The organism is Micromonospora chersina, from assembly GCF_900091475.1.
Taxonomy (GTDB): Bacteria; Actinomycetota; Actinomycetes; order Mycobacteriales; family Micromonosporaceae; genus Micromonospora; species Micromonospora chersina.
Map to the genome: position 1 here is coordinate 3493644 of NZ_FMIB01000002.1, position 16631 is coordinate 3510274.

A 16631-nucleotide genomic window follows, 5' to 3' on the forward strand; every position below is an offset into this window, starting at 1 on the left:
CCCCTCGATATCCCCCGGTGGCTTTTCTGTGACTCAGATCCCGACGTGGAGCGGCGGACCGGCCAGTCCCCCCACTGGACGCGCAGCACCCGGCACCACCATCGGTGACCGCTACTCGCTGCGCTCGCCCGTGGGCAACGGCGGCATGGGCACGGTGTGGCGTGCCACAGACACCCTGCTGCGGCGCGACGTGGCGGTGAAGGAGGTCGTCCTCCCGCCGGGGCTCGCGCCCAGCGACCGCGACGCGATGTACGAACGGACCCTCCGCGAGGCCCGCGCCGCCGCGGCGATCCAGCACCCCGCCGTCGTCCAGGTGTACGACGTGGTCACCGAGGGTGGCCGCCCGTGGATCGTCATGGAGCTGCTGGACGCGCGCAGCCTGGCCGACATGGTGATCGAGGACGGGCCCGTCGCGCCCCGCGCCGTCGCCAAGATCGGCATCGCCCTGCTCGGCGCGCTGGAGGTGGCGCACGCCATCGGCGTGCTGCACCGCGACGTGAAGCCGGCGAACGTGCTCATCTGCTCCGACGGCCGGTGCGTGCTGACCGACTTCGGCGTGGCCCGGATGCCCACCGACGTGCAGCTCACCACGCCCGGCATGGTGCTCGGCTCGCCGCACTTCATCTCTCCCGAGCGGGCCATGGGCCAGGACTTCGGCCCGCCCAGCGACCTCTTCTCGCTCGGCGTGACGCTCTACACCGCGGTGGAGGGGCGTCCCCCGTTCGACAAGGGCGACCCCATCGAGACCATGCACGCGGTCGTCGAGGACCCGCCGGCCACCCCGCAGCGCAGCGGCCCGCTGACCCGGGTGCTGATGGGCCTGCTGGAGAAGGACCCGGCCCGCCGGCTGGACGTGCACACCGCCCGGGGCATGCTCCGCGAGCTGCTCGCCGGCCCGCTGACCAGCACCGCCACCGCGGTCAACTCGGTGACCGACCCGTACGCCGTGGTGCCCGTGCAGCGGCCGTCGACGCCGCCGCCCGCCATCGAGCCGAAGCCGACCGGGCAGATCGGCGGCCCGGCGATGATCGCCCCCGGCGAGTCGCTCACCGACCGGCTCGCCGCCCTGCGTCGCGGCGAGCGTCCCGGCGCCACGCCGGCGGTGGGTGGCGCCGCGCTCGACGAGACCAGCGCCGACGCGCTGGCCGGCCCGCTGCACACCCCGACCGGGGCGATGTCCGGGCCGAACGCGGCACCGGAGGCCACCCAGCGCATCTCGCCGGACGCCACCCAGCGGCTCGGCCACACCGCCGCGCCCGACGCCACCCAGCGGGTGCCCGCCGGGCGTCCGGACACCACCCAGCCGGTCTACGGCCGCGGCGCCGACACCACCCAGCCGGTGTACGGCGGCAACCAGTGGTCGGTGCCGGGCACCGGCCAGCCCTGGACGGCGGCCCCGGCCGGGCCGCCCACCGACGGCGGCACGCTCGGCCGCGCCAAGGGCGTCGGCGGCCAGCTCGTCGGCCGCGTGAAGGGCTGGCCGCGCAAGGTCCAGCTCGCCGTAGCCGGTGGGGTGGCCGTGCTGCTCCTGGTCAGCGTGATCGCGCTGACCAGCGGCGGCGACGACACGCCCCCGCCGATCGTGGGCGCGCTGCCCTCGTCGTCCGCGGAGGCCCCGCCCGTGGAGATGCAGGAGCAGTCCGTCAAGGGCATCACCCTCCAGGTGCCGAAGGGCTGGGACCGCAAGACCGGCGGCCTCTTCGTCGACTACGTCGACCCGAACACCGAGGGCCGCAAGGTCCGCATCCTCGCCGAGGACTGGGGCGGGACCTCGGTCAGCTGGGCCGAGTTCGCCTCCCGCAACCTGCGGGACAAGAGCAAGTCGTGCGCCAAGCCCTACGAGCAGCTGGCTATGAGCGAGCCGACGTTGGCCGGCAAGCCGGCGGCGGAGTTCGAGTACACCTGCGGCGACGGCGAAGCGAAGCGGCACGGCATGTGGCGTGGCGTGGTGCAGAACGGAAAGGTCTACTCGTTCTACCTGACCGCGAACGAGGCCGACTTCGCCGAGAGCAAGCCGATCTTCGAGGCGATGGCCCGCTCGTTCCAGCTCACCGGTAACAACTGAAGTCGAGGCCGACGGCCGGTGGTGATCCGTCGCCGTGCTTTCATGAGGCAATGGCGGCGGAAACCACTGACCTTGACGACCTTCGCGCCCGGGCCGAGCGCTGGCTCGACGACGACCCGGACCCGGCCGACCGCGACGAGCTGCGCGCCGTCCTCGCCGGGCTGCCGGGCAGCGCACCGGAGCTGGCCGACCGGTTCGCCGGCCCGCTGACCTTCGGCACCGCCGGGCTGCGCGGCCCGCTGCGGGCCGGCCCGAACGGGATGAACCTCGCGGTGGTCACCCAGGCCGCCGCCGGGCTGGTCGGTTGGCTCGCCGCACAGGGTGGCGAGGGCCCGCTGGTGATCGGGTACGACGCCCGGCGCGGCTCGCGGGCCTTCGCCGAGCGCACCGCCCAGGTGGCCACCGGCGCGGGCCGCCCGGCCCTGCTGCTGCCCCGCCCGCTGCCCACCCCGGTGCTGGCCTTCGCGGTGCGGCACCTCGGCGCGGTGGCCGGTGTGATGGTGACCGCCAGCCACAACCCGCCGCAGGACAACGGCTACAAGGTCTACCTGGGTGCGCAGCTCGGCGGTGAGCTGGGCGCGGGCGCGCAGATCGTGCCGCCGGCCGACGCCGGCATCGAGGCCGCCATCCGGGCCGTCGGCCCCCTCGCCGCGGTACCGCTCGGCCCGCCCGGCCAGGTCCTCGGCGACGACCTGGTCGCCGGCTACGTGGAGCGGGCCGCCGCGGTGGTCGACCCGGCCGGCCCGCGGGATTTGAAGGTGGCGTACACGCCGCTGCACGGTGTGGGCGCCGCGGTGCTGACCGCCGCGTTCGCCCGGGCCGGTTTCCCGACGCCCGGCGTGGTCCCCGAGCAGGCCGAGCCCGACCCGGCCTTCCCGACGGTCAGCTTCCCCAACCCGGAGGAGCCGGGCGCGGTGGACAAGCTGGTGGCGCTGGCCGGCAGCACCGGCGCGGACATCGCCATCGCCAACGACCCGGACGCGGACCGGTGCGCCGTGGCCGTGCCGGCGGACGGCACCTGGCGGATGCTGCGCGGGGACGAGGTGGGCGCGCTGCTCGCCGACCACCTCATGCGGCGCGGCGTGACCGGCCTCTACGCCACCACGATCGTCTCCTCGACCCTGCTCCGGGCCATGGCCGCGGCCCGGGGCGTGCCCTACGACGAGACGCTTACCGGGTTCAAGTGGATCGTCCGGGCCGGGGGCGGCCGGGAGCCGCTGGTCTTCGGCTACGAGGAGGCGCTCGGCTACTGCGTCGCGCCGGAGCACGTGCGGGACAAGGACGGCATCACCGCGGCGCTGACCGTTGCCGAGCTGGCCGCCGTCCTCAAGGCCGAGGGCCGGACGCTCACCGACCGGCTGGACGACCTGGCCGCCGAGTTCGGCGTGCACCACACCGACCAGCTCTCCGTCCGGGTGGAGGACCTGCGGGTCATCGCGGACGGCATGGCCCGGATCCGCGCCGCCACCCCGACCGCGCTGCTCGGCCACCCGGTCACCGAGGTGTCCGACCTGCTCCCCGAGTCCGACGTGGTGATCCTGCGCACCGACGCCGCCCGGGTGGTGATCCGCCCCTCCGGCACCGAGCCGAAGCTCAAGGCGTACCTGGAGGTGGTGGAACCGGTGACCGACGGCGATGTCCCGTCGGCCCGCCGCCGCGCCCACGCCCTGGTGACGGAACTCCGGGGTGAGATCGCCGCCGCCCTAGGCCTCTGACCAGCCGTAAGCAGGGGCCCCTTCTTAACGCCGAGTGTTAAGAAGGGGCCCCTGCTCTACCGGAGGCGTTAAGAAGGGGCCCTTCCTTAAGGGCGCTTGCCCAGGGCGGCGTCCACCGCTTCCGCCAGGGCGGCTATCACCAGGCTCACCGAGGGGCGGACGACGCTGTCGTCCAGGCTCACCGTGCCGGAGAAGCCGGCGCCGCTGGCGATCTCCTCCAGGCGCTTTCCCGCCTCGTCGGCCGCCGTGCCGGTCAGGCCCAGCGCCGGCTCCATCCGCAGCACCGCGACAAGGGTGGCGAGCGCGGCGGTCCGCTCGTCGGGGACCTGCCCGACGGTCAGCGCGTCGGCCAGCCGCTGCCGGATGTCGGCCTCCACCGAGGCGTCCGCGACCGGGTAGCGGTGCACGTGGATGAAGCCCAGCTCCGTCTCGTCGACGTCCCGCACCACGCCCCGGCCGCAGAGGTCGCCGAGGATCCGGTCCCGCAGGCCGTGCCGCAGCCGCTGCACCCACGAGGACGGGGTGTGCGGTGTGTCGGCGGCGATCCGGGCGAGGACGTCGTCGGCGATCGGCTCGCCCGTCGGCGTCGGGTCGAGCACCGTGAGGTTCCCGTCGGCGTACGCGATCCGCCCGGCCAGGGCCAGCTCGACAAGCACCGCGGCGGCCATGCCGAGGTCCAGGCTGATCCGCGGCATGGTGGCCTTGCCGGTTTCGTCGTCATAAGCGAGGAGCAGCAGCTCTTCGGCGAGCGCAACACCAGTCATGGCCGCAGACGCTAGCGGGTACGCGCACACCGCGCACGGACTCGCCGGACGACGGATCCGGGCGGCCCGCCGGCGCTGCCGGCGGGCCGGTCCACGGGGTCAGAAGCGGGGCATGCCGCCGAACTGGCGGTCCCCGGCGTCGCCGAGGCCCGGGACGATGAACATCCGGTCGTTGAGGCCCTCGTCGATCGAGGCGGTGACCAGGCGCAACGGCAGCCCGGACCGCTCCAGCCGCTCGATGCCGGCCGGCGCGGCGAGCACGCAGAGCACCGTGATGTCGGTGCAGCCGCGGTCGGCGAGCAGCCGGCAGGAGTGCTCCAGCGAGCCGCCGGTGGCCAGCATCGGGTCGAGCACCAGCACCGGCAGGCCTCTCAGGTCCCGGGGCAGCGACTCCATGTACGCGCGCGGCTCGTACGTCTCCTCGTCGCGGGCCAGGCCGACGAAGCCCATCGACGACTCGGGCAGGAGGCCGAGCGCGGCGTCGGCCATGCCGAGACCGGCCCGCAGCACCGGCACCAGCAGCGGCGGGTTCGCCAGCCGGGTGCCCTCGGTGGCGGTGACCGGGGTCTGGATCGAGTACTTCTCGACGGGGAACGAGCGCGCGGCCTCGTACACCAGCATGGTGGTGAGTTCGTGCAGCGCGGCCCGGAACGACGCGGAGTCGGTCCGGGCGTCCCGCATGGCGGTCAGCCGCGCCTGGGCGAGCGGGTGGTCAATGACGTGTACGTCCACGATCGCTCAACCTACCGGTCCCGGGGCGGGGACATCGCAGGTGCGGGCGGACCAGCGACGCCGCTCACGTGCGGGCGCCGCCGGCCGGGCCGGCGTGACCAAGATCACCCGACGCGCGGGTGCGTAGTATTCGGGGCATGACGGCGACAGCGACGTCGGCCCGGTCGGAGCTCTCCGAGCTGGGACGATCCGAGACCGCTCTGCGGACCTTCCTGCACGGCCTGCCCGGCGTGGACCAGGTCGGCGCGGAGCAGCGGGCGGCACAGCTCGGCACCCGCTCCATCAAGACCACCGCCAAGGCGGAGGCCATCGACCTGGCGATCCGGATGGTCGACCTGACCACCCTGGAAGGGGCCGACACCCCCGGCAAGGTGCGGGCGCTCGCCGCGAAGGCACTGCGCCCCGACCCGGCCGACCCGTCCTGCCCGCACGTCGGCGCGGTCTGCGTCTACCCGGCGATGGTCCCGTACGTGGCCGAGGTGCTGCGCGGGTCCGGCGTGCACCTGGCCAGCGTGGCGACCGCCTTCCCGTCCGGCCAGGCGCCGCTGGAGATCAAGCTCGCCGACACCCGGGCGGCCGTCGAGGCCGGCGCGGACGAGATCGACATGGTGATCAACCGGGGCGCCTTCCTGTCCGGCCGCTACAAGGAGGTCTACGACGAGATCGTGGCCACCAAGGAGGCCTGCGGGGACGCCCACCTCAAGGTGATCCTGGAGACCGGCGAGCTGGCCACCTACGACAACGTGCGCCGCGCCTCCTGGCTGGCCATGCTGGCCGGCGGCGACTTCATCAAGACCTCCACCGGCAAGGTCCCGGTCGCGGCCACCCCGCCGGTGACCCTCGTGATGCTGGAGGCGGTCCGCGACTTCCGCGCCGCCACCGGGCGGCAGGTCGGCGTGAAGCCGGCCGGCGGCATCAAGACCACCAAGGACGCGATCAAGTACCTGGTCATGGTCAACGAGACCGTCGGCCCCGACTGGCTGGACCCGGACTGGTTCCGGTTCGGCGCGTCGAGCCTCCTGAACGACCTGCTCATGCAGCGCACCAAGCTGACGACCGGCGTCTACGCCGGCCCCGACTACTTCACCCTGGACTGAGCGCGATGTTCGAATACGCACCCGCCCCCGAGTCGCGCTCGGTGGTGGACATCAAGCCCTCGTACGGGCTCTTCGTCGACGGCAAGTTCGTCGACCCGACCGACGGCGGCAGCTTCAAGTCGATCAACCCGGCCTCGGAGGAGGTGCTGGCCGAGATCGCCGAGGCCGGCAGCCAGGACGTCGACCTCGCCGTCCGCGCCGCCCGCGAGGCGTACGAGAAGGTCTGGGGTCCGATGCCGGGCCGGGACCGGGCCAAGTACCTGTTCCGGATCGCCCGGATCATCCAGGAGCGCTCCCGCGAGCTGGCCGTGCTGGAGTCGCTGGACAACGGCAAGCCGATCAAGGAGTCGCGCGACGTCGACCTGCCCCTGGTCGCCGCCCACTTCTTCTACTACGCCGGCTGGGCGGACAAGCTGGAGCACGCCGGCTTCGGTCCGAACCCCCGGTCGCTCGGCGTGGCCGCACAGGTCATCCCGTGGAACTTCCCGCTGCTCATGCTGGCCTGGAAGATCGCGCCGGCACTGGCGGCCGGCAACACGGTCGTGCTCAAGCCGGCCGAGACCACCCCGCTGACCGCGCTGCTCTTCGCCGAGATCTGCCAGCAGGCCGACCTGCCGGCCGGCGTGGTCAACATCGTCACCGGCGCCGGCGAGACCGGCCGGGCGCTGGTCGAGCACCCGGGCGTGGACAAGGTCGCCTTCACCGGCTCCACCGAGGTGGGCAAGGCCATCGCCCGGGCCGTCGCCGGCACCCGCAAGAAGCTCACCCTGGAGCTGGGCGGCAAGGCCGCCAACATCGTCTTCGACGACGCCCCTGTCGACCAGGCCGTCGAGGGCATCGTCAACGGCATCTTCTTCAACCAGGGGCACGTCTGCTGCGCCGGCTCCCGGCTGCTGGTCCAGGAGTCGGTCGCCGACCGGGTGCTGGAGTCGCTGAAGCGCCGGATGGCGCAGCTCCGGGTCGGTGACCCGCTGGACAAGAACACCGACATCGGCGCGATCAACTCGGCAGCGCAGCTGGCCCGGATCCGGGAGCTGTCGGAGGCCGGCGCCGCCGAGGGCGCCGAGCGCTGGTCGCCGCCGTGCGAGCTGCCGGACCGCGGCTTCTGGTTCGCGCCGACGATCTTCACCGGGGTCACCCAGGCGCACCGGATCGCCCGCGAGGAGATCTTCGGCCCGGTGCTGTCCGTGCTGACCTTCCGCACCCCGGCCGAGGCCGTGGAGAAGGCCAACAACACGCCGTACGGGCTGTCGGCCGGGATCTGGACCGACAAGGGCTCCCGGATCCTGTGGATGGCCGACCGGCTGCGCGCCGGCGTGGTCTGGGCCAACACGTTCAACAAGTTCGACCCCACCTCGCCGTTCGGCGGCTACAAGGAGTCGGGCTACGGTCGCGAGGGCGGCCGGCACGGGCTGGAGGCGTACCTCAATGTCTGAGCGGGTCGCGGTACGCAAGACGTACAAGCTCTTCATCGGCGGGAAGTTCCCGCGCAGCGAGTCGGGACGGTCGTATCTCGTGCAGGACTCCAACGTGTCGCTGGCCTCCCGCAAGGACGCGCGGGACGCGGTGGTCGCCGCCCGGGCCGCCGTGAAGGGCTGGGCCGGGGCGACCGCGTACAACCGCGGTCAGATCCTCTACCGGGTCGCCGAGATGCTGGAGGGCCGGCGGGACCAGTTCGTCGCCCTCGGCGCCTCCGTCGACGAGGTCGACGCGGCCATCGACCGCTGGGTCTGGTACGCCGGCTGGGCCGACAAGCTCCCCCAGGTGTACGGCGGGGCGAACCCGGTGGCCGGGCCGTACTTCAACCTTTCCGCGCCGGAGCCGACCGGTGTGGTGGCCGTGGTGGCCCCGGAGTCGCCGGCGCTGCTCGGCCTGGTCAGCGTGATCGCCCCGGCGATCGTCACGGGCAACACCGTGGTGGTGGCCGCCTCCCCGTCGGCGCCGCTCGCGGCGGTGACACTGGCCGAGGTGCTGGCCACCTCCGACCTACCGGGCGGGGTGGTGAACATCCTCACCGGCCGGCTGTCGGAGACCGTGCCGACGCTGGCCGCGCACATGGACGTCAACGCCATCGACCTGACCGGCGTCGCCGACGCCGACCTGGCCGCCGAACTGGAGGTCAAGGCCGCGGAGAACCTGAAGCGGGTGCTCCGGCCGGCCCCGGCCGACCACGACTGGTCCGCCGACCCGGGCCTCGCCCGGATGACCACGCTCCTGGAGACCAAGACGGTCTGGCACCCGAAGGGCGTCTGACCCAGCGCTCCCGCGCAGGAGTGGCCTCCGATCCCCGGACGGCCACTCCTGCCGTTTCCGGGCCGGGCCGCCTCGCCCGGGCAGGTCGGGTGCGGGGTTGCCCTACCCTCCTGGGCGTGATCAACCCCTTCCCGGCGACCGAGAGCCGGGCCGCGCGTGCCGTGCTGAGCCTGCTGGCCCTCGCGGTCGCCACCGCCGGCACGGTCTGGCTGGTCGACCTCTCCGGCGCGGTGGCCGGGGCCCGGGCGGCGCAGCGGCACTGGCACCCGCAGGGCTACGCCCTGATCGTGTTCTTCCTGCTGGCCGTGCCGGTCGGCACTCTCCTGCACACGCCGTCGGCCGCCGCCGCCGGACTGTCGGTCCGGCGGGCGTGGGCGACCGTCGGGCTGCTCCTGGGCTACGGGGTGCTGGTCGCCGCGGCGGCCTGGGTGGTCGCCCCGCTCGCCCCGGCCCACGTCGGCGGGGGCCGACACGACCCGTCCGGCCTGTACCCGGCCTGGCTCGTCTGCGTGCTGCTGTCCGTGGCGGTGCTCGCCTGCGCCGGCGGGCTCTTCGTCCGGCCCGCCCGGCGTGCGGATCCGCTCGACTTCCGGCCGCCCTCGGCCCGCGGCCGGGCCGCGTCGGCGGCCCGCTCCGACCGGGCCGCCGAGCCGCGCCGTCGGATCAGCGGGGCATTGTTCACCACGGCCGTCCTCGGCTGGGTGATCGGGACTCCGCTGCTGGTCCTGCTCCTGCTCAACGGGCTGGCCGGCTGGGCGGTCGGCTAGTCGACGCCGGCCTGCCGGGCCACCTACTACGCGAGGTAGGATTACCTGGTGACTCGGCTGGGTGATCTCGAACGTGCGGTGATGGACGTGCTGTGGGACTCGGTGCCCGCCACGTCGGACGGCGTGACCGTGCGCGAGGTCGCCGACGCCCTCGACGGGCGTGAGCTGGCCTACACGACGGTGATGACAGTGCTCGACCGGCTCGCCGGCAAGGGCATGGTGCAGCGCGAGCGGGAGGGGCGGGCCTGGCGTTACCGGCCGGCCGCCACCCGGGAGGCGCACATCGCCCAGCTCATGCTCGACGCCCTCGACCTCGGCGGCAGCCGGGACGCCGCGCTGGTGCGCTTCGCCCGCTCGGTGACCGGCACCGAGGCGGAGGTGCTGCGCGCGGCGCTCGGCGCCGAGGCGGGCCTGGCCGGCTCCGGGCCGGCCGAGTCCGGGCTGACCGACCGGGTCGAGGACCCGCGGGCCGGCGGCCCGGCGCTCGACGAGGCGACGGACCGGTAGGGCGGCCGCCGTGGCGTACGCCCTGCACTTCGCCGCGACCATCCTGGCCTGCTGGCTGACCGCGCAGGTCCTCGCGACCGCGCGGTGGACCTGGCGGGCCCCGCGGGTGGCGATCGTCTGCTGGCAGGCCGTCGGGCTGGCGCTCGGCCTCTCCGCCATGGGGCTGCCCATGGCGCTCGGCCTCGCCGCGTACGACCTGCCGACCGGGAGCGCGCTGCTGACGCTCGCCGACGACCTGGCCCACGGAACACTGCCGGGCGGGCTGGGCGCGCCGCACCTGGGCCTCGTCGGGGTCGGTTTCGGCATCGGCGCGGTGCTGCTGACCACGACGGTACGCAGCATCCACGGCACCGTACGCGCCCAGCGCCGGCACCGGGAGCTGCTCAGCCTGGTCGCCCGGCGGGACCCGACGGTGCCCGGGGCGCTGGTGCTCGACCACCCGAGCGCGGCCGCCTACTGCCTGCCCGGGGTGAAGCCCCGCGTGGTGGTCAGCGCCGGCACGCTGAGCCTGCTCGACCGGGCCGAACTGGCGGCGGTGCTCACCCACGAGCGGGCGCACGCGCAGGAGCGGCACGACCTCGTGCTGCTGCCGTTCACCGCGCTCTGCCGGGCGCTGCCCTGGTTCCGCTGGGTGCGGGACGCCCACGAGCGGGTGGCCCTGCTGGTCGAGATGCGCGCCGACGACAAGGCCCGCGAGCTGCACGCCGAGGAGCCCCTGGCCGGGGCGCTGCGCCGGTTCGCCGCCGCCGGGCACCGGGTGACCCCGGCCGGCACGCTCGGTCTCGGTGACCGCGACCTCGACGCGCGGGTGCAGCGGCTCATGGTCCCGGACCGGCCGCCGCGGGTGCTCGGCGCCACCGCGCTCTCCGTCGCGACCCTGCTCGTCACCCTCCCGATCTCCCTCTTCCTGAGCTGACCCCGCCGGCGGCGGCACCCGCGCCGACGCCGGGACCGATAGGTAGCGAGGCTACGTGTAGTCTCGCTATGACAAGCGAGACAACCCGTGGGAGTCGGCCATGGATCCCCTGCTCATCGCCCGCCTGCAGTTCGCCACCACCACGTCGATCCACTTCCTCTTCGTGGTGGTCACGCTCGGCCTGGTCACCCTGCTGGTCGGCCTCCAGACCGCCGGCTTCGTCACCGGCAAGCCCGTGTACGAGCGGCTGACCCGCTTCTGGGGCCAGCTCTACGTGATCAACTACGTGCTCGGCATCGCCACGGGCATCGTGATGGAGTTCCAGTTCGGGCTGAACTGGAGCGGCCTGTCGCGCTACGTGGGCAACGTGTTCGGGGCGCCGCTGGCCATCGAGACGCTTGTCGCCTTCTTCCTGGAGTCCACGTTCCTCGGCATGTGGATCTTCGGCTGGCACCGGCTGCGGCGCGGCGTCCACCTGGCCCTGCTCTGGGGCGTCGCGATCACCGCGTACGCCTCCGCGTTCTGGATCATGGTGGCCAACGCCTGGCTCCAGCACCCGGTCGGCTACGAGGTCCGCGACGGCGTCGCCCACCTCACCGACTTCGGCGCGCTGCTCACCAACCCCACCTTCGGCTTCGCCTTCGGCCACGTGGTCTCGGCCGGCCTGGTCACCGGCGGGATCCTGATGGCCGCGGTCAGCGCCTGGCACCTGCTCCGGCGTACCCCCGACTTCCTGCTCTTCCGGAAGTCGCTGCGGCTCGGCCTGGTCACCGCGGCGCTCGCCGTGACCGCGCTCCAGGGCTTCGGCTTCGCGCAGTTCGGCCCGGTCGGGGAACTCCAGCCGACCAAGTTCGGCGGCGGGCCCGACCGCGACGCGCTGGTCGCCGAGTGGACGGCGCGGTTCGGCCCGGGCGACTACACCCCGCCCGTGCTGTCCAACGTCGGCCTCGGCTTCATGATCCTCATCGGCTTCACCCTGGGCTGCGTCTGGCTCCTGCTGCCGCTGCTCTGGCGGGACTGGATCATCCGGTGGAAGTTCCCGCTCTGGCTGGTGCTGCTCGGCGTGCCGCTGCCCTTCGTCGCGGTGCTCCTCGGCTGGATCGCCCGGGAGGTGGGCCGGCAGCCCTGGGTCGCGTACGGGCTGCTGCCGACCGGGCAGGCCGTCTCGCCGGTGAGCGCCGGGCTGATGCTCACCTCGCTGATCGCCTTCACGCTGCTGCTCGGCACCCTCGCCGTCACCAACTGGGTGCTGCTGGCCCGGCACGCCGCCCGGGGCGCGCACGATCCCGCCCTCGGCCGGCCGCCCGCGCCGGACACCGACCACCACCCCGACCCCGTGTTCGCCTGAGGGAGCCCGCCGTGGAACTCGCCTGGTACGCCCTGCTCGGCCTCTTCTTCGCCGCCTACCTCGTGCTCGGCGGCTACGACTACGGCGTCGGGCTGCTGCTGGCCCGGGGCGCGACACCCGAGGCCCGCCGGGCCGCGCTGAACGCGGTCGGGCCGTTCTTCCTCGGCAACGAGGTCTGGCTGGTGGCGGCGGTAGGCATCCTGTTCGGGGCCTTCCCCACCCTGGAGGGTGAACTGCTCTCCGGCTGCTACCCGGCCGTGCTCGGCGCGCTGGCCGGGGTGGTGCTCGTGACGGCCGGGGTGCAGCTACGCAGCCGGCCGCGTTCCGCCGCCGCCCGGGCCGGCTGGGACCGGGTGGTGGTGGCCGGCAGCGTCCTCGCCGCGCTCGGCTGGGGCGCGCTGCTCGGCGCGCTGCTCCAGGGCGTGCCGCTGTCCGGCGACGGGCACGCGGCCGGGGTCGGCCACCTGCTCACCCCGTTCGTGGCCGCCGCCGCGCTGGCGCTGCTCGCGCTGGTCGCCGTGCACGGTGCGACCTTCCTCACGCTCCGGCTGCCGGCCGCCGACCTGCCGATAGTCGCCCGCCTGGCCCGCGGCCTGGTGCCGGTCGCGCTCACCGCGGTCGCCACCGCCACCGTCCTGGGCCTGCTCTCCGACCGGGTACGCGCCGCCGTGGCGCGCCCGGCGGTCGCCGTACTCCTGCCGTTGGCGCTGGTGGCGGCGCTGCTCGCGGCCCGCGCGGCGCTGCGCCGGGGCCGGGCCGGCCTGGCCTTCGCGGCGACAAGCGTGGCGCTGGCCCTGCCGGTCCCGCTGGTCGGCGCGGCGCTCTGGCCCCGGGTGCTGGTCTCCACGGCCGACGCGGCAGGGCCGCAGCTGGCCGACCCGGCCGCGCTGACCGTGGCCGACGCGGCCGCCAGCGGGCCGACCCTGGCGCTGCTGGGCTGGCTGGCGCTGCCGCTCGTGCCGGCCCTACTAGGCTTTCAGGCGATGTGCTGGTGGGTGTTCCGGGGACGGACCGACGGCAGGGCACCGGTGTACTGGTGAACCGCCGCCCGTTCGACCCGCGTCTGCTGCGCCGGGTCCCCGCGGCCCGGCGCGACCTCGCCGTGCTCGCGGTTCTCGGCGGGCTGACCGCGCTGCTGGTGGTCGCGCAGGCGACCGCGCTGGCCACCCTGCTGGCCACCGCGATCGACGGGCGGCTGCACCGGCCGGCGCTGGCCGGTCTCCTGGCGGCCGTCGCCGCCCGGGCGCTGGTGAGCTGGGCGCAGGGCACGGTGGCGGCCCGGGCCGCGGCGACGGTCAAGGCGGCGCTCCGCGCCGACCTGCTGCGCGCGGTCGGCCGGCACGGCCCCACCTGGGTCGCCGGCCGGCGCGCCGGGCAGCTCGCCACCCTCGCCGGGCGCGGGCTGGACGCGCTCGACCCCTACTTCACCGGCTATTTGCCGCAGCTCGTGCTGAGCGTGACCGTGCCGCTGGCCGTGCTGGCCCGGATCGTGCTCGCCGACTGGAGCTCGGCGCTGATCATCGCGCTGACCATCCCGCTCATCCCGATCTTCGGTGCGCTGCTCGGCTGGCAGGCGCAGGCCGCCACCGAGCGGCAGTGGCGGCGGCTGTCGCTGCTCGGCGGCCACTTCCTCGACATGGTGGCCGGGCTGCCCACGCTGCGCGCGTTCGGCCGGGCCCGGGCCCAGGTCGACGTCGTACGCCGGATGGCCGACGGGCACCGCCAGGCCACCATGAGGACCCTGCGGATCGCCTTCCTGTCGGCGCTGGTCCTCGAACTGGTCGCCACCCTCTCGGTGGCGCTGGTCGCCGTACCGGTCGGCATCCGGCTGCTCGGTGGCGGGATCACGCTGTCCACCGCGCTGCTGGTGCTGCTGCTCACCCCGGAGGCCTACCTGCCGCTGCGGGCGGCCGGCAGCCGGTTCCACGCCAGCATGGAGGGCCTGACCGCGCTGGACGAGGCGCTCACCCTCTCCGCGACCCCCGAGACGGCCGGCCCCGAAGGCGCCCGACCGGCGCCCGAGGGCCGGGGCGAGATCCGCTTCGAGGGCGTGACCGTCGCGTACGAGCGGACCACCGCGCTGCGGGACGTCACGCTCACCATCCGCCCCGGCGAGCGGGTCGCCGTCATCGGGCCCAGCGGCGCGGGCAAGAGCACCCTGCTCCACCTGCTGCTCGGCTTCGTCACCCCGACCGCCGGCCGGGTCACCGTCGACGGGGTGGACCTCGCCGGGGTCGACCTCGACGCGTGGCGGCGCGAGCTGGCCTGGGTGCCGCAGCGCGCCCACCTGTTCGCCGGCTCCCTCGCCGACAACATCCGCCTCGGCGCCCCCGACACCCCGGACGCCGCACTGGCCGGCGCGGTCACCGACGCCGCGCTGGACGAGGTGGTCGCCGCGCTGCCCGACGGGCTCGGCACCACGCTGGGCGAGCGCGGGCACGGCCTGTCCAGCGGGCAACGGCAGCGGGTCGCGCTGGCCCGGGCGTTCCTCCGGGACGCCCCGCTGGTGCTCCTCGACGAGCCCACCGCCCGGCTCGACAGCGCCAGCGAGGCGGTCGTGCTGGCGGCCACCCGGCGGCTGGTCGCCGGGCGTACCGCCCTGCTGGTCGCGCACCGGCCCGCGCTGCTGGAGGACGCCGACCGCATCCTCCGCGTCGAGGACGGCCGGGTCACCGAGCTGAGCCGGGTGCCGGCCGGGAAGGTCACGCCATGACCGGGGGACCCGAGCGGGCCGTGCTGCGGCTGGCCCGCCCCTACCTGGGCCGCCTGCTCGGCGCCGGGCTGCTCGCGGCGGCCACCGAGTTCGCCGGGCTGGCCCTGATGGCCACCGCCACCTGGCTGCTCATGAGCGCCGCCGGCCGGCCGCCGCTGGACCGGCTGACCGTGGCGATCGTCGCGGTCCGGGCGCTCGCGGTCAGCCGCGGCGTGTTCCGCTACACCGAACGGCTCGCCGGGCACGACGCGGTGCTCCGCATGATCACCGACGTCCGGACCCGGGTCTTCGCCACCCTGACCGCCCGGCGGGCCGCCCCGCGCACCGGTGACGCGCTGAGCCGGCTGGTCTCCGACGTGGAGGCGGTGCAGGACCTGCTGCTGCGCGTGGTGGTGCCCGGAGCGGCGGCCGCGCTCGTGAGCCTGCTCGCCATCGGCAGCGCCGCGCTGATCTCGCCCCCGGCCGCCGGCGTGCTCGCCGTCGGCCTGCTCGTGGCCGGGGTGGCGCTGCCCGTCCTGGCCGCCGGGCTGACCCGGCGCGCCGCCGACGAGGTGGCCCCGCTGCGTGGCGCGCTCGCGGCCGACGCAGTCGACCTGACCCACGGCGCCGCCGACCTGGCCGCCTTCGGTGCGACCGGCACGGCGCTCGCCGCCGCCGAGGCCCGGGGCGGCCGCCTGGCCCGGCTGGAGCGCCGGCTCGCCGCGACCGGTTTCGCGGTCGACGCCGCCGGGGTGCTGGTCGGCGGGCTCACCGCCGCCGCCGTGGTGGTCGTGGCGCTGCGCGCGGGTGTCGGCGGGGTGCTGGTCGGCGTCCTGGCGGTGGGCTCGCTGGCCACCGTCGAGGTCGCCCTCGCGCTGGTCGGTGCGGCCCGGCAGCGCACCCAACTCCGCGCCGGCCTGGCCCGGGTGGCCGACCTGCTCACCGATGCCGGGGAGCCGGCGCGCACCGCCCCCGCCGAACCGGCGCCGGGCGGGCACGACGTCCGGTTCGAGGACGTGACCGTCCGGTACCGGGAGGGGGCGGCGCCCGCCCTGGCCGCTGTCGACCTCGACCTGCCGGCCGGCCGCCGGGTGGCCGTCGTCGGGCCGAGCGGGGCCGGCAAGAGCACCCTGGCCGCCGTGCTCACCAACGCGGTACGCCCCGACGCCGGCCGGGTCACCGTCGACGGCGTGGACGTGTCCGAATTCCCAACCGAGGAGCTGCCCCGGGTGGTCGGCGGCCTGCTCGCCGAGGCGTACGTCTTCCACGCCACCGTGCGGGAGAACCTCCTGCTCGGCCGCCCCCGCGCCGACGAGGCGGAGCTGACCGCCGCCACCCGGGCGGCCGGCCTGCTCGACTGGGTGGTTGCCCAGCCGGAGGGCTGGAACACAGTGGTGGGCGAGCAGGGCGGGCAGCTCTCCGGCGGGCAGCGGCAGCGCCTCGCGCTGGCCCGGGCCCTGCTGGCCGCCCCGCCGGTGCTGGTGCTGGACGAGCCGACCGAGGGGCTCGACCCGGCGGCCGCCGACGCCGTGCTCGCCTCGGCGCTGGCCGCCACCCCGGCCGGGCACTCGGTGCTGCTCATCAGCCACCGGCTCAGCGGCCTCGCCGGGTTGGACGAGATCGTGGTGCTCGACGCGGGCCGGGTGGTGCAGCGCGGCCGGCACGAGGAGCTGGTGGCCCGCCCGGGTTGGTACCGGGAACAGTGGCTGCTCCAGGAGGCGGCCGAGCGCGGCTACCTCGCTCTCGCCCCCTGAGCGCATTCCGGGGTTTTCCCC

13 protein-coding genes and 1 pseudogene are annotated in these 16631 nt (G+C 75.0%); 12 read left to right on the forward strand and 2 right to left on the reverse strand.

Features of this window, described 5'->3' with window-relative positions; translation table 11 throughout:
* The first annotated feature begins 28 nt into the window (after positions 1 to 28).
* The gene (locus GA0070603_RS15975; RefSeq protein ID WP_091314138.1) at positions 29 to 2065 is read left to right on the forward strand and encodes a protein kinase domain-containing protein; all 2037 of its coding nucleotides are present in this window, start codon (positions 29 to 31) and stop codon (positions 2063 to 2065) included.
* Positions 2066 to 2115: 50 nt separating this feature from the next.
* Positions 2116 to 3780, forward strand: coding sequence for a phospho-sugar mutase (locus GA0070603_RS15980; RefSeq protein WP_091314141.1), 1665 nt, complete (start codon positions 2116 to 2118; stop codon positions 3778 to 3780).
* Between the two features lie 86 nt (positions 3781 to 3866).
* Here GA0070603_RS15980 and GA0070603_RS15985 read toward each other — a convergent pair whose 3' ends face one another.
* The gene (locus tag GA0070603_RS15985; RefSeq protein ID WP_091314144.1) at positions 3867 to 4544 is read right to left on the reverse strand and encodes a GOLPH3/VPS74 family protein; all 678 of its coding nucleotides are present in this window, start codon (positions 4542 to 4544) and stop codon (positions 3867 to 3869) included.
* A gap of 99 nt (positions 4545 to 4643) precedes the next feature.
* Positions 4644 to 5276, reverse strand: coding sequence for a uracil phosphoribosyltransferase (gene upp, locus GA0070603_RS15990; RefSeq protein ID WP_091314146.1), 633 nt, complete (start codon positions 5274 to 5276; stop codon positions 4644 to 4646).
* Positions 5277 to 5413: 137 nt separating this feature from the next.
* Here upp and deoC point away from each other — a divergent pair, with 137 nt between their 5' ends.
* From deoC to cydC, 10 genes and pseudogenes are all read left to right on the forward strand, one after another.
* On the forward strand, positions 5414 to 6373 hold the full coding sequence (gene deoC / locus GA0070603_RS15995; protein WP_091314148.1) for a deoxyribose-phosphate aldolase: 960 nt from the start codon (positions 5414 to 5416) through the stop codon (positions 6371 to 6373).
* A 5-nt stretch (positions 6374 to 6378) separates the two neighbouring features.
* Positions 6379 to 7809 carry an aldehyde dehydrogenase family protein gene (locus tag GA0070603_RS16000; RefSeq protein ID WP_091314151.1) on the forward strand — a complete coding sequence of 477 codons (1431 nt, stop codon included), beginning with the start codon at positions 6379 to 6381 and terminating at the stop codon, positions 7807 to 7809.
* On the forward strand, positions 7802 to 8626 hold the full coding sequence (locus GA0070603_RS16005; RefSeq protein WP_091314153.1) for an aldehyde dehydrogenase family protein: 825 nt from the start codon (positions 7802 to 7804) through the stop codon (positions 8624 to 8626). Before GA0070603_RS16000 ends, GA0070603_RS16005 begins: the two co-directional genes overlap by 8 nt.
* A 116-nt stretch (positions 8627 to 8742) precedes the next feature.
* Positions 8743 to 9393, forward strand: a complete 651-nt coding sequence (locus tag GA0070603_RS16010) for a hypothetical protein (protein ID WP_091314154.1) — start codon at positions 8743 to 8745, stop codon at positions 9391 to 9393.
* Positions 9394 to 9441: 48 nt separating this feature from the next.
* The gene (locus GA0070603_RS16015; RefSeq protein WP_091314157.1) at positions 9442 to 9900 is read left to right on the forward strand and encodes a BlaI/MecI/CopY family transcriptional regulator; all 459 of its coding nucleotides are present in this window, start codon (positions 9442 to 9444) and stop codon (positions 9898 to 9900) included.
* Positions 9901 to 9910: 10 nt separating this feature from the next.
* A complete protein-coding gene (locus tag GA0070603_RS16020) occupies positions 9911 to 10816 on the forward strand; it encodes a M56 family metallopeptidase (protein WP_091314160.1) in 906 nt (301 codons plus the stop codon).
* 100 nt (positions 10817 to 10916) lie between these two features.
* Positions 10917 to 12164: a cytochrome ubiquinol oxidase subunit I gene (locus GA0070603_RS16025; protein ID WP_091314163.1), complete on the forward strand. Its 1248-nt coding sequence runs from the start codon at positions 10917 to 10919 to the stop codon at positions 12162 to 12164.
* 11 nt (positions 12165 to 12175) lie between these two features.
* Complete coding sequence (locus GA0070603_RS16030) at positions 12176 to 13204, forward strand: cytochrome d ubiquinol oxidase subunit II (RefSeq protein WP_091314167.1); 1029 nt, start codon at positions 12176 to 12178, stop codon at positions 13202 to 13204.
* Positions 13201 to 14877 carry a thiol reductant ABC exporter subunit CydD gene (cydD, locus tag GA0070603_RS16035; protein WP_091314170.1) on the forward strand — a complete coding sequence of 559 codons (1677 nt, stop codon included), beginning with the start codon at positions 13201 to 13203 and terminating at the stop codon, positions 14875 to 14877. Before GA0070603_RS16030 ends, cydD begins: the two co-directional genes overlap by 4 nt.
* Positions 14802 to 16610: pseudogene (cydC, locus tag GA0070603_RS16040) on the forward strand (thiol reductant ABC exporter subunit CydC); the annotation flags it as partial. The gene cydD and the pseudogene cydC, both read left to right, overlap by 76 nt.
* Positions 16611 to 16631 lie beyond the last annotated feature (21 nt).